Source organism: Streptomyces sp. NPDC025721, from assembly GCF_055558595.1.
The window spans coordinates 56,644-79,505 of sequence record NZ_JBVHMF010000034.1 but is presented as its reverse complement, the minus strand read 5'-3'; the positions used below and the strand labels follow the sequence as shown (position 1 = coordinate 79,505).

16 protein-coding genes are annotated in these 22,862 nt (G+C 72.5%); 13 read left to right on the top strand and 3 right to left on the bottom strand.

Annotated features, from left to right (window positions below):
• The first annotated feature begins 231 nt into the window (after nucleotides 1-231).
• From ACZ4EF_RS33050 to melA, 5 genes are all read left to right on the top strand, one after another.
• Nucleotides 232-1,614 carry an ABC transporter substrate-binding protein gene (locus ACZ4EF_RS33050; protein WP_401310835.1) on the top strand — a complete coding sequence of 461 codons (1,383 nt, stop codon included), beginning with the start codon at nucleotides 232-234 and terminating at the stop codon, nucleotides 1,612-1,614.
• Nucleotides 1,615-1,622: 8 nt separating this feature from the next.
• Nucleotides 1,623-2,639 carry a carbohydrate ABC transporter permease gene (locus ACZ4EF_RS33045; RefSeq protein WP_355345765.1) on the top strand — a complete coding sequence of 339 codons (1,017 nt, stop codon included), beginning with the start codon at nucleotides 1,623-1,625 and terminating at the stop codon, nucleotides 2,637-2,639.
• Complete coding sequence (locus ACZ4EF_RS33040) at nucleotides 2,636-3,541, top strand: carbohydrate ABC transporter permease (protein WP_391117716.1); 906 nt, start codon at nucleotides 2,636-2,638, stop codon at nucleotides 3,539-3,541. Before ACZ4EF_RS33045 ends, ACZ4EF_RS33040 begins: the two co-directional genes overlap by 4 nt.
• Before the next feature lie 120 nt (nucleotides 3,542-3,661).
• On the top strand, nucleotides 3,662-4,687 hold the full coding sequence (locus ACZ4EF_RS33035; RefSeq protein ID WP_467507812.1) for a carbohydrate kinase family protein: 1,026 nt from the start codon (nucleotides 3,662-3,664) through the stop codon (nucleotides 4,685-4,687).
• Nucleotides 4,684-6,039: an alpha-glucosidase/alpha-galactosidase gene (gene melA / locus ACZ4EF_RS33030; protein WP_355345756.1), complete on the top strand. Its 1,356-nt coding sequence runs from the start codon at nucleotides 4,684-4,686 to the stop codon at nucleotides 6,037-6,039. Before ACZ4EF_RS33035 ends, melA begins: the two co-directional genes overlap by 4 nt.
• Before the next feature lie 126 nt (nucleotides 6,040-6,165).
• On the opposite strand, the gene ACZ4EF_RS33025 is transcribed toward melA, so the two are convergent.
• On the bottom strand, nucleotides 6,166-7,077 hold the full coding sequence (locus ACZ4EF_RS33025) for a hypothetical protein (protein WP_391162115.1): 912 nt from the start codon (nucleotides 7,075-7,077) through the stop codon (nucleotides 6,166-6,168).
• A 178-nt stretch (nucleotides 7,078-7,255) separates the two neighbouring features.
• Entirely contained in the window at nucleotides 7,256-7,459 is a 204-nt protein-coding gene (locus ACZ4EF_RS33020; RefSeq protein ID WP_467507810.1) for a hypothetical protein, read from the bottom strand.
• Nucleotides 7,460-7,932: 473 nt separating this feature from the next.
• Between ACZ4EF_RS33020 and ACZ4EF_RS33015 the strand changes: the two genes are divergently transcribed.
• From ACZ4EF_RS33015 to ACZ4EF_RS33000, 4 genes are read left to right on the top strand one after another with little or no spacing between them, the layout of a single operon-like run.
• Entirely contained in the window at nucleotides 7,933-9,135 is a 1,203-nt protein-coding gene (locus ACZ4EF_RS33015; protein WP_467507808.1) for an ATP-grasp domain-containing protein, read from the top strand.
• Between the two features lie 2 nt (nucleotides 9,136-9,137).
• On the top strand, nucleotides 9,138-10,976 hold the full coding sequence (locus ACZ4EF_RS33010) for an IucA/IucC family protein (RefSeq protein WP_467507822.1): 1,839 nt from the start codon (nucleotides 9,138-9,140) through the stop codon (nucleotides 10,974-10,976).
• Nucleotides 10,976-12,799 (top strand): IucA/IucC family protein, encoded by a 1,824-nt coding sequence (locus tag ACZ4EF_RS33005; protein ID WP_467507806.1) that lies wholly within the window; start codon nucleotides 10,976-10,978, stop codon nucleotides 12,797-12,799. Before ACZ4EF_RS33010 ends, ACZ4EF_RS33005 begins: the two co-directional genes overlap by 1 nt.
• A complete protein-coding gene (locus ACZ4EF_RS33000) occupies nucleotides 12,796-14,082 on the top strand; it encodes a type III PLP-dependent enzyme (RefSeq protein WP_467507805.1) in 1,287 nt (428 codons plus the stop codon). The genes ACZ4EF_RS33005 and ACZ4EF_RS33000 overlap by 4 nt, the downstream gene beginning before the upstream one ends.
• Nucleotides 14,083-14,171: 89 nt before the next feature.
• Here ACZ4EF_RS33000 and ACZ4EF_RS32995 read toward each other — a convergent pair whose 3' ends face one another.
• Entirely contained in the window at nucleotides 14,172-16,763 is a 2,592-nt protein-coding gene (locus ACZ4EF_RS32995) for an alpha-L-rhamnosidase-related protein (protein ID WP_467507803.1), read from the bottom strand.
• Between the two features lie 409 nt (nucleotides 16,764-17,172).
• Between ACZ4EF_RS32995 and ACZ4EF_RS32990 the strand changes: the two genes are divergently transcribed.
• From ACZ4EF_RS32990 to ACZ4EF_RS32975, 4 genes are read left to right on the top strand one after another with little or no spacing between them, the layout of a single operon-like run.
• Entirely contained in the window at nucleotides 17,173-18,492 is a 1,320-nt protein-coding gene (locus ACZ4EF_RS32990) for an ABC transporter substrate-binding protein (protein WP_355345733.1), read from the top strand.
• A gap of 19 nt (nucleotides 18,493-18,511) precedes the next feature.
• Nucleotides 18,512-19,453, top strand: a complete 942-nt coding sequence (locus ACZ4EF_RS32985) for a carbohydrate ABC transporter permease (RefSeq protein ID WP_391162227.1) — start codon at nucleotides 18,512-18,514, stop codon at nucleotides 19,451-19,453.
• Nucleotides 19,453-20,286 carry a carbohydrate ABC transporter permease gene (locus ACZ4EF_RS32980; RefSeq protein WP_467507801.1) on the top strand — a complete coding sequence of 278 codons (834 nt, stop codon included), beginning with the start codon at nucleotides 19,453-19,455 and terminating at the stop codon, nucleotides 20,284-20,286. Before ACZ4EF_RS32985 ends, ACZ4EF_RS32980 begins: the two co-directional genes overlap by 1 nt.
• Nucleotides 20,283-22,742: a beta-xylosidase/alpha-l-arabinosidase gene (locus ACZ4EF_RS32975; protein WP_467507799.1), complete on the top strand. Its 2,460-nt coding sequence runs from the start codon at nucleotides 20,283-20,285 to the stop codon at nucleotides 22,740-22,742. The genes ACZ4EF_RS32980 and ACZ4EF_RS32975 overlap by 4 nt, the downstream gene beginning before the upstream one ends.
• Nucleotides 22,743-22,862 lie beyond the last annotated feature (120 nt).

Genomic DNA, 22,862 nt, shown 5'->3' with positions numbered 1-22,862 from the left:
GTTTCCGACCTCCCCGCCCCTCAACAACGCACCGCCGCCCCCCCCACCCCCCCCCCCCCCCCCCCCCCCCCCCCCCCCCCCCCCCTTCTCCCCCCCCTCCTCCCCCCCCCCCCCCCTCCCCCCCCCCCCCCCCCCCCCCCCCGGGCCCCCGCCGCCCGGCACGGGCAACGGCCCCGCCCCCCAGCCGCCGCCCGGCACCCGCACTCGCACTTCCGCCTTCTGGAGGCACCGATGACCGCAGGCCCCGTCCTGCCCCGCAGCCCGCTCCCCGGCGACCCGCCGCCCGCCGGGCACCCGCGCCGGGACACCGGACTCTCCCGCCGTGACGTCCTGCGCCGCGGCACAGGACTGCTCTCCGGCGCCGCCGCGGGCGCGCTGCTCGCGGGCTGCGGCACCGGCGAGAGCGACGGCGTGGGCGCGGACGGCCGGGTCACCGTCGAGCTGTGGCACGGCCAGACCGACACCGGCCGCGCCGCGATCCAGCAACTGGTGGCCGAGTTCAACCGCACCCACCCGAAGATCAGGGTCGACCCCGGCGGCGGCGTCCTGTCCGACGCCATGCTCCAGAAGGTCACCGCCGCGCTCGCCTCCGGCTCGTACCCCGACATCGCCTACATCTTCGGCTCGGACCTGGCCAGCATCGCCCGCAGCCCCAAGGTCGTGGACCTCACGGCGACGATGGCCCACGGCCCCACCCCCTGGAACGACTTCTGGACCCCGGCCCGCGAGGCCGTCACCGTCAACAAGCGGGTACGCGCCGCGCCCGCGCTCATCGACTCGCTCGCCGTCGTCTGCAACAAGAAGCTCTTCGCCCGCGCCGGAGTGCCGCTGCCCGAGCCCGGCTGGACCTGGGACGAGTTCACGGCCACCGCGAAGAAGCTCACCAGCCACGCCGACGGCACCTTCGGCACCGGCTGGCCGGGCGTCGGCGACGAGGACACCGTCTGGCGGATCTGGCCGATGATCTGGGACCTCGGCGGCGAGGTCATCTCCGCCGACGGCCACGGCATCGGCTTCGAGGACACCGGCGTCCGCGCCCTGGAGACCATCGCCACCCTCGCCTCCGACAAGAGCGTCTACATCGACCCCAAGCCCGGCAGCGAGCAGATGTACCAGGTCTTCCTCTCCGGCCGGATGGGCATGGTCCCCACCGGCCCCTGGCAACTGCCCGACGTCATCCAGGCCAAGATCGACTACCACGTCGTCCCGCTGCCCAGCTACAGCGGGAAAGAGGTCACCATCTCCGGGCCCGACACCTGGACGGTCTTCGACAACGGCTCGGCGCGCGTCGCCGCCGCCCGCACCTTCGTCGAATGGCTGATCCAGCCGCCGCAGGACGTGCGATGGGACATCCAGGCCGGCAGCCTCCCGCTCAGCCGCAGCACCCAGGCGCTGCCCGCGTGGCAGGACCGCAGTTCCCGCACGGAGGGTCTGTCGGTCTTCACCAAGGCCCTGGAGACCGCGCGGGTACGCCCCGCCCACCCCGCCTACCCGCAGATCTCCGAGGCGCTCGGCCAGGCGATCACCGCGGTGCTGCTCGGCCGCAGCACCCCCGCCAAGGCACTGCGCGACTGTGCGCACGAAGCCAACGCCGCACTGCTCATCCCGCGTTGAGGAGACCCATGTCGAGAACCACGCCGCGGCTGCTGCCCCGGCACAGGCCGGGCCCCGCGCAGCGCCGCCCCGCCCCGCTCACCCTGTCCGACCAGGACCGCGACCGCGAGCACGCACAGCAACTGCGCGCCCGGCGCCGCAGGCTGCGCGGCGAGTCCGCGACCGCGTGGACCTTCATCGCGCCCTCGATCGTGGTCATCCTCGGCCTCAGCGTCGTCCCCGTGGTCTGGTCGCTGCTGCTGTCCTTCCGCGCGGACGACCTGGTCACCCCCAGCCGCTGGGTGGGCCTGGCCAACTACCGGGCCCTGTCCAAGGACCCGCACTTCAGCCAGGCGGTGCGCAACACCCTGGAGTACACCGCGCTGTACGTCCCGCTGAGCATGCTGCTGGGCCTGGCGCTCGCCCTCGCGCTCAACCGGCGCATCCGGCTCGTCGGCGTCTACCGCACCCTGATCTTCGTACCGTTCGTCATCTCGGCCACCGCGCAGGGCGTGCTGTTCTCCTTCATCCTCGACCCGCAGTTCGGCGCCGCCAACTCCGTACTGCACTCCATCGGCGTCTCCCCGCAGGGGTTCCTCACCGATCCGTCGCAGGCCCTCCTCGTCCTCGTCGCGATCTCCCTGTGGAGCGGCACCGGCTTCTGCGTCGTGGTCTACCTCGCCGCGCTCCAGGACGTGCCGCAGTCCCTCATCGAGGCCGCCAGACTCGACGGGGCGGGACGCCGCCAACTGCTGCGCCACGTCGTGCTGCCGACGCTCACCCCGGTCAACGTCTTCCTGCTGCTGTGGCAGACCATCAACTCCCTCCAGGTCTTCGACCTCGTCTACGTCACCACCAAGGGCGGACCGCTCGGCTCCACCACCGTGATCGTCTACTTCATCTGGGAGCAGGCGTTCAAGAACTTCACCGCCGGTTACGGGGCAGCCGCCGCCTACGTGCTCGCGCTCGCCCTGCTGGTGATCGCCGTCGGCACGCGGGCCCTGCGCCGCCGCGAGCCCGTACGCCTCGAAGGAGCCCCGCGATGACCGTCACCTCAGCCCTGCCCGACGCGGCGCCGCCCGGCGCCGAGAACGCCGACGCCCCGCGGCCGAGCGCGCCCCGCCCCCGGCGGTCGCGGCTGCCCTTCAGCGGCTGGCACCTGCTGCTCGCCCCGCTCGCCCTGCTCTTCGCGGTCCCGCTGATCTGGCTGCTGGTCAGCTCGGTGATGAGCAACGCCGAGATCAACCGCTTCCCGCCCGCGCTGTGGCCCTCCCACATCGACCTCGGCGGCTACCGCTACGTGCTCGGCAACGCGCTGTTCCCGCGCTGGTTCGCCAACTCGCTGATCGTCTCCGTCGTCGCGGTCGTCTCCAACCTCGTCTTCGGCGCGCTCGGCGGATACGCCTTCGCCCGGATGCGGTTCGCCGGCTCGCGCACCCTGCTGGTGCTGATGCTGGCCACCATGGCGATCCCGTTCCAGCTCACCATGATCCCGACCTTCCTGGTGATGAAGCGGCTCGGCCTGATCGACACCCTCGGCGCGCTCATCGTGCCGTCGCTGGTCACGCCCTTCGCGGTCTTCCTGCTGCGGCAGTTCTTCCTCTCGCTGCCCAGGGAGCTGGAGGAGGCCGCGTGGATCGACGGCTGCTCACGGCTGCGCGTGCTGCTGCTCATCGTGCTGCCGCTGTCGCGGCCCGCGCTGAGCACGGTCGCGGTGCTGACCTTCCTCAGCACCTGGAACGACCTGACCTGGCCGCTGATCGCCATCAACCACGACACGCAGTACACGCTGCAACTCGGCCTGACCACCTTCCAGGGCCTGCACCACACCCGCTGGTCCGCGGTGATGGCGGGCAACGTCCTGACCGTCCTGCCGGTGCTGCTCGCCTTCCTCGCGGCGCAGAAGCAGTTCATCCAGTCGATCACCTCCAGCGGCCTGAAGGGCTGACGGGACACCGCCCCGTCGCCCGAGGACGGACGGACCCGCTCCGTCGCCCGAAGGGCTGACGGGACACCGCCCGGACTTCCGCCGCCGGACTTCCGCCCCACCACCACAGAAAGCCAGCTCATGCCGGACACGTTCGACCTGCTCGTCATCGGGGACGCCAATCCCGACATCGTCCTGGGGCCGCTGGACGCCCCGCTCGCCTTCGGCCAGCGCGAACAGCTCGTCCCCACCGGCCTGCTGACCCTCGGCGGCTCCGCCGCGATCATGGCGTGCGGCGCCGCCCGGCTCGGCCTGAAGGTCGCCATCGCCGGCCGGATCGGCGACGACGACACCGGCCGGTACGTCCGTACCGCCCTGGCCGAGCGCGGCGTCGACACCGCGGCGCTGCGGGTGGACCCGGACCTGCCGACGCCGCTGACCACCGTGCTCACCCGCGGCGACGACCGCGCCATCCTCACCGCGCCCGGCACCCTCACGGCCACCGTCGGCGCCGACGTGCCCCAGGCGCTGCTCGCGCACAGCCGCCATGTGCACGCCGCCTCGTACTTCCTGCTGCCGGGACTCGCGACCGCGCTGCCCGACCTCTTCCGCACCGCCCGCGCGCACGGCGCCACCACCTCGCTCGACACCAACGACGACCCGGCGGGCGACTGGGACCCGGCCGGAATCGCCGCGCTGCTCCCCGTCACCGACATCCTGCTGCCGAACGCCAGGGAGGCGTGCGCCCTGGCGGCCGTCGGGGAGGCCGTGTCCGGTGACCCCGAGGCGCACGGGAAGATCCCGGCGGGGGACCCCGAGCCCGCCGACGTCGAGCGGGCCGCGGCCCTGCTCGCCGCGCGCGGTCCGCTGGTGGTGGTGAAGAACGGCGCGGACGGCGCCCTGGCCCACGACGGCCGCGGCCCGCTGCGCGCCCCCGCCGTCCCCGTACGGCCGCTCGACACCGTCGGCGCGGGCGACAGCTTCGACGCCGGCTTCGTCGCCGCCACCTTGGCGGGCCTGCCCCTGGCAGCCGCCCTCGCCCTGGCCGCCGCCTGCGGCGCCCTGTCCACCCGAGCGCACGGCGGCACCACCGCCCAACCCACCTGGGACGAGGCGCTCGGCGCCTCCCGCGCCGCCACCACCCGCAACGGAAAGAACCCGTCATGAGCACAGCCAGCACCACACCCCGCACGACGACCAGCGGCGCCACCCGTACGACCAAGATCGCCTTCATCGGTGCCGGAAGCGTCGTCTTCACCCAGGGCCTGCTCGCCGACCTCTTCGCCTTCCCCGAGCTCAAGGACGTGCACATCGCGCTGCACGACATCGACGCCGAGCGGCTGGCCACCGCCGACGGGGCCGCACGGCACATCGCGGCCGAGCGCGGCGCGGCGCCGCTGATCACCGCGCACGCCGAGCGCCGCGCGGCCCTGGAAGGCGCCGACTTCGTCATCAACATCATCCAGGTCGGCATGGGCGAGGCGACCCGTACCGACTTCGACGTCCCCGCCCGCCATGGCCTGCGCCAGACCATCGGCGACACCCTCGGCGTCGGCGGCATCTTCCGCGCGCTGCGCACCTTCCCCGTCCTGCGGGAACTCGGCCGGGACATCGCGGAGGTCTGCCCCGACGCCTGGCTGCTCAACTACACCAACCCGATGGCGATGAACGTGCAGTACCTCGCCGAGGCCACCGGACTGACCCGGGTCGTCGGCCTGTGCCACTCGGTGTACTGGACGATGCACGACCTGGCGGAACTGCTGCGCATCCCGCTGGAAGAGGTCACCTACCACGCGGCGGGCGTCAACCACCAGGCGTGGGTGCTGCGCTTCGAGTACCAGGGCGAGGACGTCTACCCGCGGCTCGACGCGCTCATCGCGCAGGACCCGCAACTGCGCCGCAGGGTCCGCGTCGACATGTACCGGCGGCTCGGCTACTACCCGACCGAGACCAGCGAGCACTCCTCCGAGTACGTGCCCTGGTACCTGCACCACGACAGCGAGATCGAGCGGCTGCGGCTGCCCGTCGGCGCGTACCTCGGCATCGTGGACGAGAACGTCGCCGCGTACGAGAAGACCCGCGCCGCGCTCGCCGCCGGACTCCCGCTGCCGGTCGAGGGCACGATGGAGTACGCGCCGCAGGTGATCCACAGCATCACCACCGGCACCCCGCGCACCATCTACGGCAATGTGCCCAACCACGGCCTCATCGACGACCTCCCGGCCGCCGGTACGGTCGAAGTGCCGTGCCTGGTCGACGCGTTGGGCGTCCAGCCCACCCGGATCGGCGCGCTGCCGCCGCAGTGCGCCGCGCTGAACCGCACCTACCTCAGCACCACCGACCTCGTCGTCCGCGCCGCGATCGAGGGCGACCCCCGCCATATCCGGCACGCCGCCATGACCGACCCGGCGACGGCCGCCTCGCTCCCCGTCGAACGGATCTGGGAGCTGTGCGACGACATGGTGCGCGCCCACGGTGACGCGCTCCAGCCGGAGTTGCGGGCCGTCCTGGGTACGTGAGGCGGCGGGCCGCGCGCCGGGCCGGTGGGCTGAGTCGGCCCGGCTCGGCTCGGCTCCACGCGGCTCGGCTCCACTCGGCCCGGCTCGGCCCGGCTCGGCACTCGGTTCGGTTCGACGGGGCTCGGCTCAGTGCGCGAGGGCGCTCATCAGGTGGCGCATGGCCCGGATGAGCGCCGGGCGCAGCGCGATGGTGTCGGCGGGGGTCGCCTCGATGGGGGAGCCGTCGGCGTTCAGCGGGCGGGCGGCCACGCCGTTCCACTGCTTGATGCCGTCCACGCTGAGCGAGAAGACGGCGCCGCCGTGCCGGACGGTGACGGCCTGCCGCGCGGTGCCGTAGATCGTGAACGCCTGGTCGCCGAGGCCGCGCAGCGCCTTGGTGACCTCGGGCGAGTCGGTCATGAACAGGAAGTCGCCGGAACCCGCGGTCGTGGGGTCGGGGACGATCACATGCGAGAGGTCCGCGAATTCGGCGTGGACGTCGGACTTCTTGTGCAGGTCGACGGTGACGGTGACCGTGTACGTCGTCTCCCAGTCGCCGCTCCCGGTCACCGACGTGGTCAGGGTGCAGGCGGCGTGGTCGAGGGCGGGACCCTTGGTGATCACGGGGATGCCCTGGAGGAATTCGGTGCCGAAGGCGTCGGACAGCGGCTGGAGATTGTCGCTGGTGCACGGGTTGTCCGCGAGGTGATAGCCGTGCAGGTCCGGCCGCGGGCCGCCGTAACCGGTGAACTGGAGGACCGCGAGCCAGACCGCCGACGCCGTGACGACGCCGCCGAGCGCCCACAGCACGCGGCCCCGGCGTCCCTCGGGCCGTGGCCGCCAGGGCTTGAGGGTCGGGCCCCTGTCCTCGCCGCCGTGACCGCCGCCCGTGTCGCGGACGCGGTACGGGTCCGCGGGGGAGCGCGGCGGCGGGAGGCGGGTGCGCAGCCGGGAGAGCGCGGAGCGCAGCGACGGCGGCGCGTGACCCGCGCCGCTCAGGATGTCGGGGGCGGGGCGGTCGGGCTCCGGCTCCTCGACCATCTCCGGCTCGGTGATCATGCCGAATCCCCTCGTCGCGGTGTGCCGGACACTGTACGGCGGGGCGGACGCCGCATCGGGACCCCTGCTCCCAGGCTGCCCATGGGCGGCGGCGGGTAACAGGCGGGTTCGCGCCAGGGGGGATCGGGGCCGGACGGGTGCGGTGCCGGGGGAGTGCGGGCCGGGCGTCGGGCCGCGGTCAGCCGTCGGTCTCCGCGCCGCCGTCGTCCCCGTCCTCTGGAAGATCCGCGTCGACCCCGTTCGCGCGGGCGATCCGGAGCGCGTCGTCCAACTCGTCGCAGGCCACGGCCAACGCGTACGCGTCCCCCGCCCGCCCCGCGGCGGCCACCGCCTCCCGAGCCACGCGCACCCGCTCCAGCATCGCCTCGGCGAAACCGTCCACCCGGACCTCCATCCGACGTCATCGGCCGCCCTCCGCCCTGGCCCCGATCGCACGGAGAGCCAGGGGAGATCGCGGATCTCCGGACATGCTAACGACGCCGCCGCAGCCCGGCGCCACCCGAACCCCCGTATGGCGTAGGGCGGTTCGGCCCGCTTCACCTGCTGTCCAAGGTCCGTCCACCGCCCGTCCGCGCTCAGGTCGGACGGTGGACGGACGGCGTGCGAACCGGGGCGACGGCGGACCTCCGGGCACGGCGGAAATCGGTGTCGCGCGCGCCGGTCGGTGGACATGATCGGATCAGCGGACAGCATGACAATCGCACCGACGCGCCGGTGCCCACGGCCGTCAACCGGCGCCGCGCCGGGGCGAATTGACAGAGTTAGGCATGCCTAACCTAGGCTCGTCGCGCCCCTGGTCACCGGTCGTCCCACGACCGTCGGCCCGAACGACTGCGCGCCCGGAAGTGGACCCCCATGCGGCTCTATGTGCTGGCTCTGAACCCGACCGACTCGGTCACCGAGGGATTCCTCCCGGCCGCCCGCCGCCTCGGCCTGGACGTCACGGTCCTCACCGACCAGCCCGCCGCGCACCGGGCCGCGTACGGCGACGATCCTGCGGTCGGCGTCCTGGAGTGCGACGTACGCGACTTCCGCGCCGTCATCACCCGCGTCTCCGCCTATCGGCCGCCGGACGCCGTCTTCACCAACAGCGACCACCTCCAGGTCCAAGCCGCCCTGGCCGCCGACTACTTCGGCCTGCCCGCCAAGAGCTGGCAGGCCGCGCTGCGCACCAAGGACAAGGCCGAGACGCGCCGGGTCCTGGCCGCCTCGGGCGTCGACACGGTGTGGTCGGCGCAGGTGCCCGCGGGCCAGGACCCGGCGGCCTGCCTCGCCGGACTCGACGTGCCGTACCCCTGCGTCGTCAAACCGCGCGAGGGCGTGGCGAGCGAGGACGTCGTACGCGCCGAGGACCCGGCGGACCTGGAGCGCCGCGTCCGGCGGATCCAGGCCGACCGGCCGGGCGCCGCACTGGTCGTGGAGGAGTTCCTGCCCGGCGAACTGCTCACCCTGGAAACCCTCGGCGACGGTACGACCCGCCATGTGCTGGGCGGCTTCCGCACCACGCTGTCCCCGCCGCCGTACTTCATCGAGGAGCGGCTGACCTTCGTCCCCGCGCACCCCGCGCCCGTCGTCGACCAGGTCCTCGCCCAACTCGACGCCCTCGGTGTCGGATTCGGCGCCTGCCACACCGAATTCGTGCTGCACGAAGGGCGCGCGCGCCTGATCGAGGTCAACTACCGCGCCATCGGCGACCAGTGCGACCTGCTGCTGGCCGAACTGCTCGACCTGCCGCTCTTCGAACACATCCTCCGCATCCATCTGGGCGAACCCCTCCCGGCCGACCTGCGCACCGCGACCGGCCGCGCCGCCCGGCTCGACTACCCCTACGCGCGGCAGGCGGGCACCCTCACCGCCGCCCCCGGCCCGGCCGACCTGACGGCCGACGGCGTGCGCCTGACCTACCGGCCGTTGCGGGCGGTCGGCGAACGGCATCCGCTGCACCGCACCAACCGCGACCTGCTGGGCGTCGTCCGGGCCATCGGACCCGACGAGGACGCCGTGGAGCGGGCCGTCACCGGCTTCCTCGCCGAGCACCGCTGGGAGATCACGCCGTGACGGTGACCGGCCGGGCCGCCGGAGACGAAGAACGCGCCCTGCTGCTCGACGTGTTGAGCACGCTGCTGCGCGAGGACGTCGTGCGCCTGCGCACCGGCAGCGCCCTCGTACGCCGCCCCGACGGCGACTGGCTGCGACTGCCGGTCCCCGAGGCCGATGCGGACGTGCTGCCGCTGCCGCCGCCCGTGACCGACCCGGCAGGGGAGGAGTCGGCGCTCCTGCTGCCGGTCACGGCGGACGGCTTCCAGAGCGAGTACGCCGCCCGGCTTCCGCTGCTGCTCCAGGAGCCCGGCGGGCGGGAGTTGACGACCGGCGAGGACGTCCTGGCGGCGCTGCGCGCTCTCGCGGCGCCCGAGGACCGCGCGGGCTTCACCGCCTTCGCGGACGAGTACCGGGACGCGCTGACCGCCCTGCGGCTGCGGACCGCGACCCGCGCCGACACCGTGGCCCGGCTCACCGCACGCCACGGCGGTGACCCCGCCGGGTGGACCGGACTCACCGGCGCCCTCGCGTACGACACCCTGGCCGCCCGGTACGGCCACCCGGTGCACCCGACCTCCGCCGCCCGCAGCGGACTGACGGAAAATCAACTCCTAGCTCACGCGCCCGAATTCGCGCCGCGCTTCGCCCTGCGCTGGCTCGCCCTGCCCAGGGAGGCCGTCACCGTGCAGGGCGCGGACGGCGATCGGGCACCCGACGGCCTCGGCCTCGGCGTTCTGCGGCCGTCCGCCCTCACCCTCGGCCTGCCGCAGGAGCTGGACGGCACCCATGTCGCCGTCCCCGTCCACCCCCTCACGGCGGACGGCCCGCTGCGGGACGCGCTGCGCGCCACCGGCCTCGACGGCAGGTCCGTACTGGCCGACCGGACGTACCTGGACGTGGCGCCCACACTGTCGACCCGCACCGTCGCGGTCCTCGCCGACCCCGGCACCCACCTCAAACTGCCCCTGGCCACCTCGACGTTGGGGCTGCTCAACCGGCGCACGATCAAACCGGGCAGCCTGATCGACGGCGCGGCCGGGCAGCGGCTGCTGGAGGCGGTGACCGCGCGCGAACCGCGCTTCCGCGACAGCGTGCTGCACGCCGACGAGACCCGGTTCGCGCACGCGGGCCACGAACTCCTCGCCGTGCTCGTCCGCCGCCACCCGCCCGGCCTCGACGGCTGCGCCGTCCTGCCCATGGCCGCGCTGCTCGCCGAGGCCCCCGACGGCCGGCCGGTCATCGACCACCTCGCCGACCGCTACTACGGCGGTGACCCGCTCGCCCTGCTCGACGCGGTCCTCACCCTGCTCCTCGACTGGCAGACCACGCTCTTCGGATACGGCATCGCCCTGGAGTCCCACCAGCAGAACATCTCGCTGCTGCTGGACGACCCCGAAGGCCGCACCCGGCTGCGCCTGCTCCTCAAGGACGACGACGGCCTGCGCGTCAACCGCGTGCGGCTGCGCGCGGCCCTCGGCCCCGACGCGCCGGAGCGCGCCGCCTTCGACGACCCGCGCATCCTGGTCGACGACGACGGCCCGGTGGCCGATCTGTTCACCACCATCACCGTCCATCTGTGCGCGGGCGCCTACGCGTTCGCCCTCGCGCGGCTCGGCCGCGCCCCGCTGGAAGACCTGCTCGACCGCGTACGCGACCTGCTCGACCGGGCCGCGCGGCGGCTCGGCACCCGGCCGGGCGAAGCGGGCGAGACCCTGCGCGCGCGTGTGCTCGACGCACCGCGCCTGCCCGTCAAAGCGATGGTGAGCGCGGGCACGCTGCTCACCAAGGACCGCTCAGGAGCCACCGACATCAACAAGCACTACACCACCGGACCCAACTACCTTCTGCGGAGCCGTTGATGACGCTGCCCACCATCACCGGACCCGCCGACTGCGCCCGGCACGCGGGACTGCCCGACGCGGACCGGGCCGTGGCCCACACCCTGCTGAACTGCCTGCTCCGCGAGGTGTCGGGGCCCGAGCACCAGACCGCCGTCATCGACGGCCGCCTGCTGGTACGGCTGTCCCGCACCGGAGTACGGCTGCGGGTCGCGCTGCGCCGCACCTCACTGCTCGGCGCGCACCGCTTCGCGGGACCGGTCACGGAACAGACCGGCCACGACGACTGGACCGAGATCGACTGGCGACGGCTGGCCGAACACACCCACGCCGAGCTGACCTCGCTCACCGGCGTGCCCAACGACGAATTCCTCGACCAGGTGGAGTCCAGCCACCACGGAGTCGCCACCGCGCTGCGCGCCCCGCGCCCCGTCGCGGCCGGGCTCCCGCTCGCCGGATACCTCGCCTCCGAACAGTCGCTCGTCTACGGCCACCGCTTCCACCCGGCCCCCAAGTCCCGTGGCGGCGACCCCGGTTCATGGGCCGCCTACGCACCGGAGACCTCGGCGTCCTTCCCGCTGCGGCTGCTCGCCGTGCGCGAGGATCTGACCGTCCAGGAGTGCGCCGAGCCCGGCGCCGCCGACCCGCTGGACCGGCTCGCGGCCGTGCCCACGGGCTACCGGCTGCTGCCCGCCCACCCCTGGCAGTACGACCTGCTGCGCCGCCACCCCGCGCTGCGCGCCGCCCTGGACCGCCGCGACGTGCTGGACCTGGGCCCCGGCAGGACCCGCTTCGCCGCCACCGCCTCCGTCCGCACCCTCTACGACGGCGACACCTTCCTCAAATTCAGCCTCAATGTGCGGATCACCAACTGCCTGCGCAAGAACGCCAGTTATGAACTGGCCGGGGCCGTCGCCCTGACCCGGATGCTGCGGCCCGCCTTCGCCGACCTCGCCGCCCGCTTCCCCGGCGCCGACGTCCTGCGCGAGCCCGCCTACCGCAGCCTGGCCCTGCCCGGCCGCGACGGCCGCCCCGACCAGTCGCTGCTCGAAGGCTTCGGCGTGATCGTCAGGGAAGGGCTCGACCGGCGGCTCGGGCCCGGCGGCACCGCGCTGCTGGCCGCCGCCGTCGCCGACGAGTACCCGACAGGACCGGGGCACATCTCCCGGCTGGTCGCGGACGGCGGCCCGGCGGCGGCCCTGCGCTGGTGGCGCGCCTACCTGCGGCTGCTCGTACCCCCGGTGCTTGCCGCCTACTTCGACCACGGCGTGGTGCTCGAACCCCACCTCCAGAACGTGCTGGTCTGCGTCGACACCGACGGCGACCCCGTCCAGGTGCTCTTCCGCGACCTGGAGGGCACCAAACTGGTCCCCGAACTGCTCTCGGGCCCCTGCGCCGACGCGCTCGCCGCGCTGCCGCCCGAAGTCGCGGAGCACCTGCGCTACGACGCCGACCGGGGCTGGGACCGGGTGGTCTACTGCCTGCTGGTCAACCACGTCGCCGAGATGCTGGCCGCCCTCGCAGACCTCCACCCGGACACCGAACCCGCCCTGTGGGCCGAGGTCCGCCGCGCCATCCGCGACCACGCGGACGAGCACGGCCATCACTCCCGGCTCGACGCCCTGCTCGCCGGAGCGCCGCTGCCCGCCAAGGCCAATCTCCTCACCCGCTGGGAACGCGCGGCCGACCGGTTCGCGGGATACGTACGCCTGCCGTCGCCCCTCGCCGAGGACGTCCTGCCGGCACCGCTCGCCGAGCACGTCCTGCCGGCACCGGACGGCGGACCCGGACACCCCGTGCGCGGCGCCGACCGCGATCCCGACGACGCGAGGACGCAGTCATGACCGCACCCGCACCCGCACCTGTCGCCGTCCCCGACTCGGTACGGACCACGGCTCTCGCCGTTCCGACCTCCCAACTGCCCGCCTACCTCTACGACCTGGCGGCGCTGCGCGCGCACGCGGCGGCCGTGCGGGCGGCGCTGCCCGAGCGGGCGGAGCTGTACTACGCGGCGAAGGCCAACCCGGAGCCGGAGATCCTGGCGGCGCTCGGCCCGTACGTGACCGGCTACGAGGTCTCGTCCGGCGGCGAGGCCGCCCATGTGGCGGCGGCGGTGCCGGGCCGCCCGCTGGCCTTCGGCGGACCGGGGAAGACCCCCGCCGAGATCACGGCCGCGCTCGACCTCGGCGTGGACCGCTTCCACGTGGAGAGCGCGTACGAACTGCGCGTGCTCGCGCATCTCGTGGCCGCGCGCGGGACCCGCGTCGGCGTGCTGCTGCGCTTCAACCTCGCTGTCGCACCGGGGGAGTTGGCGACGGGTGTGCTGGCTATGGGCGGCGGACCCTCGCCCTTCGGCCTCGATCCGGCGCAGGCCGACGCGGCCGTCCGCGCGCTCACCGACGGCAGCCACCCGCACCTCGAACTGCGCGGTGTGCACGCCCATTTGGCCAGCGGCCTCCCGGCGCCGCGATTGCTCGCCGTCGCCGAGGCCGTGGTCGCCTGGGCGAGTGACCTCACGGCGCGGCACGGCGTCCCGCTCCGGGAGGTCAACGTCGGCGGCGGCATGGCCGTCGACTACACCCGCCCGGCGGACCGCTTCGACTGGGCCGCGTACGGCGAGGGGCTCGCCCGGCTGCTCGACGCCCACCCCGGACCGCTGCTGCGCATCGAACCGGGCCGCGCCCTGACCGCGTACTGCGGCTGGTACGCCACCGACGTGCTGGACGTGAAGCCCAGCCACGGCGAGGAGTTCGCGGTGCTGCGCGGCGGCACCCACCATCTGCGGACCCCGGCGGCCAAGGGCCACGACCAGCCCTGCGTGCTGCTGCCGGTTGACGACTGGCCGCACCCGTGGCCGCGCTCGGCGGCCGACGGCGAACTGGTCACGCTGGCGGGCCAGTTGTGCACACCCAAGGACGTGCTCGCCCGGCGGGTCCCGGCGGCGGGACTCCGCGCGGGCGACCGGGTGCTGTTCGCGCTCGCCGGGGCGTACGCCTGGAACATCTCGCACCACGACTTCCTGATGCACCCCCGGCCGACCGTCCACTACGTCGATTCCACGGATGTCCCGGATTCCACGGCTCTCCCGGAACCCACGGCTCTCCCGGAATCCACGGCCCGTTCCTGAGACCGGCCTCTCCCGGCCCGCTCCTGAGACCGGCCGCTCCCGGCCCGGCCGAGGCGCCGGTCCGGGAGAGGGCGTGTGCGGCGGACGGTTCAGGACGCCTTGCCGGTCACCGTGATCGTGTGGCTGCCCGCCGGGATGCCGCGCAGTGTCACCCGGCCGTCCTTGAGCATGGCCTGGAAGGCGTGCGCCCCCGAGCCGTCCCAGGCGACCCGGCCGTCGACCTTGACGGTGACGCGCGTGCCCGCCGCGGGCAGGTCGACGACACCGGACGTCCCCTTGGGCGCCGTCAGGTCGAGCGTGAACTGCCGGTCACCGCCGCCGCGCTTCCAGCCGACGGTCAACGGACCGTGCAGCGTGGGAAGTTGACCGCGCGCCCAGGTGACGGAGCCCGGGTGCGGTGCGACGCTCCAAGTGGCGAAGCCGGGAGTGACGGGCGTCGCGCCGAGCAGGTCGTTGGTCAGTGCCGGGACCACCCCGGTCGACCAGCCGTGCGCCGCCGAGGTGAAGCCGCCCTCGTACATCGAACCGCCCGGGCCGATGCCCTCCCAGTCGGTGATGCCGGGCCCGTGACCTGCCATCCAGCCGTACAGCCGCTTGATCTCGTCGATGGCGGAGTCGGCCTTGCCCGCCAGGAAACGGGCCTGGATCTCGGGGTACGAGGTGAAGGCGTAGACCCGCTGGGAGCCGTCCGGGACCAGGGTGTTGTCGTCCATGAAGGCGTTGCCGTACGGCTGGGCGGTGGTCCGGGACAGGTGGTCGAGCGCCGAGGCGGCGCGCGTCGGGTCGGCGACCCCGGCGACCACGGCCAGGCCGTTGCCGTCCTGCCCGTGCCGTACCGCGCCGGTCGCCGAGTCGAGATAGGCGCCCGCGGCGCTGTCCCACAGACGGGTGTTGATCGCCGTGCTCACGGTGGCGGCGCGCTTCTGCCAGCGGTCGGCGTCCGCGCCGTGGCCCAGTGACGTCGCCAGCGCCGCAGCGTCCTTGAGCGCCTGGACGTAGAGGGTGTTGTAGTAGGTGACCTCGCCGCTGCGGGGCAGGAAGGCGTAGTCGCCGTAACCGCCGGTGCCGTTCAGGCCCTTGGACAGCAGGCCGTTGGCGTCGGTGACGCTCGGGTACCAACTGTCCAGCGTCTTGACCAGGTTGGCGTAGTAGTCGCGGGCGTAGGCCGTGTCGCCGGTGTACAGCACGTAGTCCCAGCTACTGGTCACCCACCACAGCGGGTAGTCGAACAGCGGGAGCGTGTAGGTGTTGATCGAGGCGGGCGGTATCCAGCCGTCGCCGCGCTGGTGGTCGGCGAGGTCGGCCAGCACGTTCTTGGCGGCGACCGCCGCGTCATGGGTCAGATACGTGGTGCGGCCGGAGACCGCGACATCGCCCACGTACGGGTCGCGGTCGCGCTTGGCGCCGTCGTGCAGCACGAGCTTGCCGTCCAGCGTCGGGCTGTCGGCGTTGCGCGGGTCGACGTCGTCCGACCGGAAGGTGTCGGTGACCAGTTCGTTGGTGTACGAGGCGTCGTACCAGTACTGGTTCAGCTCGGCGTCCGAGGACTCGAACCAGCCGGTGTAGGAGTCCGGCGTGCCGAGGAACGGGGTGAAGTCGAGCGAGACACCGTCGATCCGCACGGTGCCCGACGGCTGCGCGAGCGGCGCGTCGGAGGGGAGCGCGTCCAGGCTGATCCTCATGTAGCGGAAGCCGTGCAGACCGTCGGCGCACACCTTCGTACCGCTCAGGCAGCTCTTGTGGTCGGTCCAGATCCCGCCCTGCCGGGGGACCGCGTACTGATCGGTGCCGGGGCCGCCGGAGACGTCGGAGCGCGTGTAGTCGGAGCGGTCGGTGAGATAGTCGAGCGTCTCGGAGAAGGCCACCCGCACGCCGGGGCTGTTGTCCGAGGCGCCCGCGAAGCTGATCCGGGGGTAGCCGGAGACGACCTTGCCGAAGTCGAGCGTGACGCTGGGCACCGGCTCGGCGGCGACCAGCCCCGGCCACACCTCGTTGATCCTGGTGTACTCGCCCTTGCCCGAGGACTGGTCCTTGGTCACGGTGATCCGCACCCGCGCGGTGGTCACGGACGAGGAGAAGGCGACCGCGCGCCGCACGTCGGAGTTGCCGGTGACGGTGGCGCGGGTGGTCCAGGCCGAGCCGTCCCAGGTCTCGACGGTGAAGTCCTGCGGGACGCCGTCGCTGTTGGACAGCACCGTGATGCCGGGGAGCGTGACCGGGGTGGGGCTGGTGATCTCCAGCCAGGCGGGATACGTGGCCGCGTTCGCGTCGTTCCAGAACGTGTCGGTGTCGCCGTCGACCGCGTTGCCCGGCACGTAGGTACGGGGCTTGCCGTCGTTGCCGTTGTTGCCGTCGTGGTACGAGGAGGCGGCGGCCGTGGTGTCGGCCGGCCACGTCGGCTTGGGCTTGGGGGCGGGCCTGTTGAGGGTGGCGGTGCCCTTGCCGAGGACGCCCTGAGGGTGGGCGACGTCGCCGGTGGTGGCCGTCACGGCGACCGGCCGCACCTCGCGGCTCGACGGTGCCCGTACGTACTTCCGCCAGGAGGCGGAGTGGGGGGAGTTGGCGGAGGCCGGCCCCGACAGGGCCATGGTCGCGGTGAGCGCGCCGACGACGGCGACGGCCTGCGCGATGCGGACCGACCGTCGGGAGAGCGTGCCACGGAGGGGATGCGCAGAGGACAAGAGGGCTCCAGGTGTTCCACGAGCCGCGTCCCGCAGCCCGCACCACTAAGAACGATTCAATTCGGCGCCGCTGAACCTATGGCGCGATTGAGCTGGGGGTCAATACATCCTTCGGCCAAGGATTCGCATTGTCGCGGTGCGGAATTGAAACGTCATTGAAACGGTGCGGCAGGGCCGCCCCCGCGTCCGGCCCGCCGTCGGCCCCGCTCGCCGGTCTCGTCCCGTGTTCCGACATCTTTCTCGAAACTGTCGAAGCCGACACCGCGTCAGTTCGGTGGCCCGATCGGGTGTTGGGTCACGCTTTGGTAACCCGTGACGCGAGCCTTGACCCCCTCTCCGGGCGCACTTTACCGTCACAGCGCGCAGCAAATTTCGGCGATAATGCCGAATCTTTCGAAAGGCTGGACCGATGAAGAAGCGCGCATTGCTCTCCCGCGCCGCGACCGCCAGAGCCCTGGCCGGCGGCGTGGCGCTCGTGCTCGGAATGTCCCTGGCCGCCTGTGGCGGCAGCAGCGGCGGTGACTCGGGCGGCGCCGGCTCGTTCCACGTGCTGGTCTACGGGGACGCGACCAACAAGGTCGAGAAGCAGATCGTCGCGACGTTCAACAAGACGTCCAAGGTCAAGGCGGTCCTCGACACCATCCCCGGCGCGGATTACCAGCAGAAGCTGCAGACGCTCATCAGCACCAAGCAGGCGCCCGACGTCTTCTTCAACTGGGGCGGCGGCAGCATCGCCCCCTTCGTCAAAAAGGGGCTTCTGCTGCCGCTGGACGAGATGATCGCCAAGGACCCGGGGCTCAAGAACAACTTCCTGACGTCGGTGTTCGACAGCGCCAAGGTGGACGGCAAGCCCTACGGCATCCCGATGCGCGGCACCCAGCCCGTCCTGCTCTTCAACAACAAGAAGGTGCTGGCCGACGCGGGCCTGACCGAGCCCAAGACGTGGGACGACCTGCTCAACGCGGTCAAGGTCCTGAAGTCCAAGCACATCACCCCGATCGCGCTCGGCGGCGGCGACCAGTGGCCGACCCTGATGTGGTACGAGTACGTCTACGACCGCGTCGCGGGCCCCGGCCTGTTCGAGAAGGCGCTCGCGGGCGACAAGAGCGCCTGGGCCAGCGCCGACAGCAAGAAGGCGCTGTCGATGCTCAAGGAGCTGGTCGACGCCGGTGCCTTCGGCACCAACTACGACTCGGTGAAGTTCACCGACAACGGCTCCGCGGCCCTGGTCGCCACCGGCAAGGCCGGGTTCGAGCTGATGGGCTCCTGGTACTACTCCACCCAGCAGGACGCCAACGCCGACTTCGCCAAGAACGACCTCGGCTTCAGCACCTTCCCGACCGTGACCGGCGGCGTCGGCGACCCGACCGACGTGGTGGGCAACACCAACAACTTCTACTCGGTGCTGAAGAAGACCAAGTACCCGGACGCGATAGCCGAATTCCTCAAGCTCCAGTACAGCGACGAATTCGTGCAGGCACAGCTCGGCATCGGCAATCTGCCGACGACGAGGAACACCGAGAAGTTCCTCGACACCTCGGCCGATCCCGCCTACTCCAAGTACCAGTACAACCTGGTCAAGGACGCGAAGTCCTTCCAGCTCTCCTGGGACCAGGCGTACCCGCAGTCGGCGAGCACCGCGATGCACACGGCGGTCCAGCAGTTCTTCGACGGCAAGCTCGACGCCGACGGGTTCATCAAGGCCATGCAGGCCCTGCCGTCGTCCTGACCAGGGAACCCTCCACATGATCACCACATCGCCCCCTGCGGCACGGAGCGGCACGGCCCACCGGGCCGGGATGAGCCGCCGCTCCGGCTCCGCGGTGACCCGCCCAGGTCTGGCCTGGGCGGTTCCCGCCACCTTGTTCTTCGTCTGCTTCGCCGTCGTTCCGCTGCTGCTGGTCGCCGTGCTGTCCTTCACGAGCTGGGACGGACTCGGCTCACCCCAGTGGGCGGGCGTGGCCAACTGGAAGGCGCTGATCCACGACCACACCATGATCCAGAGCCTGTGGCTCAGCGCGCTGATCACGGTGCTCGGCGTCGTGATCCAGACACCGCTGAGCCTGCTGCTCGGCGTCTGGGCCGCGGGCCACCAGCGCAACCGCGCGATCCTCTCGGCGGTCTACTTCATCCCGCTGCTGCTGTCGGCCACCGCGATCTCGGTCCTGTGGCGGGCGATGCTCGACCCCAACTTCGGTGTGCCCGCACAGGCCAGATGGCTCTTCGGGGACGGAAATCTGCTCGGCATGCGGTCCGGCGCCATCGGCGTGCTCGTCTTCGTCGGCGCCTGGCAGTACACCCCGTTCCACACCCTGATCTACCAGGGCGCCGCGCGCGCCGTCCCGCCCGTGCTCTACCAGGCGGCGGCCATCGACGGCGCGGGAACCATCCGGCAGTTCTGGCACATCACCCTGCCGCAACTGCGCAACACCATGATCACCTCGATGATCCTGATGGTCGTCGGCGGCCTCACCACCTTCGACACCGTGCTGATCCTCACCCAGGGCGGCCCCGGCACCGACACCACCATCAGCGCCTACTACATGTACCAAAAGGCGTTCAAGAGCTTCGACTTCGGCGGCGGTTCCGCCATCGCCCTGGTCCTCGTCGTGATCGCCACGATCGTCTCGCTGATCGTCGTCAAGGTCTCCGGATACGACAAGATGCGCAGCTCGGCGGAGGGCCTGTGATGACACGCCGAACCAACCGCCGCCGCCCCAACTACCTGGCCGGGCTCGGCTCCCTGGTCTGGCTCTTCCTCGTGGGCCTGCCGCTGTACGTGATGCTCGCCGCGACCCTCCAGAGCCGCAGCGACTACTTCAAGAGCGGCCCGCTGGGCTTCCCCCGCCACTTCACGCTGAAGAACTACACGCAGGACTTCCACAACGGCTTCGGCCAGTACTTCCTCAACACCCTGCTGGTCACCCTCGCCGTCGTCGCCATCGTGCTGCTGCTCGTGCCGCCGCTGGCGTACGCGATCGTCCGCGGCCGAGGGCGCCTCACCACCGGCGTCTTCCGGGTCTTCCTGCTGGGCCTGGCCATCCCCGCGCAGGCCGTGATCGTGCCGATGTTCTACGTCATCACCAAGGCCGGTCTCTACGACAACCTCATCGGCGTCATCCTGCCGACCGCCGCGTTCTCCATGCCGGTGTGCGCGCTGATCCTGTCCGGCGTCATGCGCGACATCACCCCCGACCTCTACGAGGCCATGGCGATGGACGGCGCCGCGCCCTGGCGGGTCTTCTTCCAGCTCGTGCTGCCGCTGTCCAAGGGCGGCCTGTCCACCATCGTGGTCTTCTCCGCGCTCCAGTCCTGGAACGGCTTCCTGTTCCCGCTGGTCCTGACGCAGTCCGACTCGTCCAAGGTCATCACCCTCGGCCTCTACAACTTCCAGACAGAGCACGGCATCGACGTCCCCGGCCTGCTGGCCGCGGTGGTGCTGTCGATGCTGCCCATCTTCATCGTCTACCTGTTCGCCCGGCGCGCCCTGGTCCAGGGCCTCATGGGCGTCGGAGGAAAGTGACCGACACCGTGGTCGAAGAGACAGAACCCGTCACCGAACCCTGGCGCGACCCCGACCTGGCCCCCGAACTGCGGGCCGACGCGCTGATCTCCGCGATGACCTTGCGGGAGAAGGCCGCGCAACTCGTCGGCGTCTGGGTCGGAGCGTCCGACGACGGCGGCGAAGTCGCCCCGTTCCAGCACGAGATGGAAGCGCCGGTCGACCTGGAGGCGCTGCTGCCGCAAGGACTCGGGCAGCTCACCCGGTCGTTCGGGACCGCGCCGGTCGACCCCGCGCTCGGCGCGCTGTCGCTGCTGCGCACCCAGCGCGCCATCGCCGGGGCCAACCGCTTCGGCATCCCCGCGCTCGCCCACGAGGAGTGCCTGGCCGGTTTCGCCGCCTGGGGCGCCACCGCCTACCCCGTACCGCTGGCCTGGGGCGCCACCTTCGACCGCGCGCTGATCCGCCGCATGGCCCGCGCCATCGGCGACGACATGCGCTCGGTCGGCGTGCACCAGGGCCTGGCCCCGGTCCTCGACGTGGTGCGCGACGCCCGCTGGGGCCGCGTCGAGGAGACGATCGGAGAGGACCCGTACCTCGTCGGGACCCTCGGCACCGCCTACGTCCAGGGCCTGGAGTCCGCCGGAGTCGTCGCCACCCTCAAGCACTTCGCGGGCTACTCCGCCTCCACCGCGGGCCGCAATCTCGCCCCGGTCGGTATGGGCGTACGGGAGCGCGCCGACGTGATCCTGCCGCCGTTCGAGATGGCGATCCGGGAGAGCGGGGTGCGCTCGGTCATGCACGCCTACACCGACACCGACGGCGTCCCCTCCGCCGCCGACGAACTTCTGCTGACCGGACTCCTGCGGGACACCTGGGGGTTCACCGGCACCGTGGTCGCCGACTACTTCGGCATCGCCTTCCTCCAGACGCTGCACGGCGTGGCGGGCACCCTCGGCGAAGCGGCGGGCGCCGCCCTCGCGGCCGGCGTGGACGTCGAACTGCCCACCGTGAAGGCGTACGGCGAACCCCTGCTCAAGGCCGTCGCCGACGGGAAGGTGCCCGAAGCCCTCGTCGACCGCGCGGTACGCCGGGTGCTGATCCAGAAGGCACAGCTCGGACTCCTCGACGCCGACTGGGACCCGACTCCCGCCGCCCTCAAGGGCCTTGGCACGGCCTCCGTCGACGGCACAGCCTCCGTCGACGGTACGGCCGACCTCACCGACGCCGGGATCGACACCGAGGCGCTGCGCGGCCGGGTCGACCTCGACCCGCCCGCCAACCGCGCCATCGCCCGGCAGGTCGCCGAGCAGAGCGTCGTCCTGCTGCGCAACGACGGCGACACCCTGCCGCTGGACCGCCCCGCGACCATCGCCGTCATCGGCCCCAACGCCCACACCCCCACCGCCGTGCTGGGCTGCTACGCCTTCCCCGTACACGTCGGCGGACAGCACCCCGACACCCCGCTCGGCATCGAACTGCCCACCCTGCGCGAGGCGTTGGTCGCCGAATTCCCCGGCGCGCGGATCGTCTCGGCGCTCGGCGCGAGCATCGACGGCGCGGACACCGACGGCTTCGCCGAGGCGGTCCGGGTGGCACGCGGCGCGGACGCCGTCGTCCTCGCCCTCGGCGACCGGGCGGGCCTGTTCGGACGCGGCACCAGCGGCGAGGGCTGCGACGCGGAGTCGCTGACGCTGCCCGGCGTGCAGCAGCAGCTCCTCGACACCCTGCTGGACACGCTCGCGGGCACCGGCACCCCGTTGATCGTCACCCTGCTGGCCGGGCGGCCCTACGCGCTCGGCCGCGCCGCCACCGAGGCCGCCGCCGTCGTGCAGTCCTTCTTCCCCGGCGAGGAGGGCACCGCCGCTGTCGCCGGAATCCTCAGCGGCCGGGTCGAGCCCTCCGGCCGACTGCCCGTCAGCGTCCCGCGCCGCCCCGGCGTCCAGCCGTCCACGTATCTGGCGGCGCGGCTCGGCAAGGCCAGCGAGGTCTCCAGCATCGACCCCACCGCGGCCTTCGCCTTCGGTCACGGGCTGACGTACACCCGATTCCAGTGGACGGACCTGGACGTGCCGCGCCTGCACACCGGGACGGACGGGGAGATCGCGCTCGCCTTCACCGTGCGCAACACCGGTCGTCGGGACGGCACCGAGGTCGTCCAGCTCTACCTCCACGACCCGGTCGCCTCGGTCGTGCAGCCCGTGCAGCGACTGGTCGGCTACCACCGGGTCGCCCTCGCGCCCGGCGAGTCGGCCCGCGTCGAGGTCACCGTGCCCGCCGACCTGGCCGCGTTCACCGGCCGCGACGGCCGACGCGTCGTGGAACCGGGGGAGTTGGAGCTGCGGCTCGGCGCCTCCTCCACCGATCTGCGGCTCACCGTCGTCTGCGCCCTGACCGGCCCGGCCCGCACGGTGGACCACACCCGCAGGCTGCACGCCGACTTCACGACGGATCGCGAACGGGACTCCGTGTCCTGAACGCCCCTTCTGTAGCGGTGACTTGACGGACCGACAGCCGTGCCCCGCCCTGCGCGGAGGCGCGGCTGTCGGCGTTGCGGAACCGGCGCCAACGGGGGAGCGGCGGGTCCCTCCCGTAGC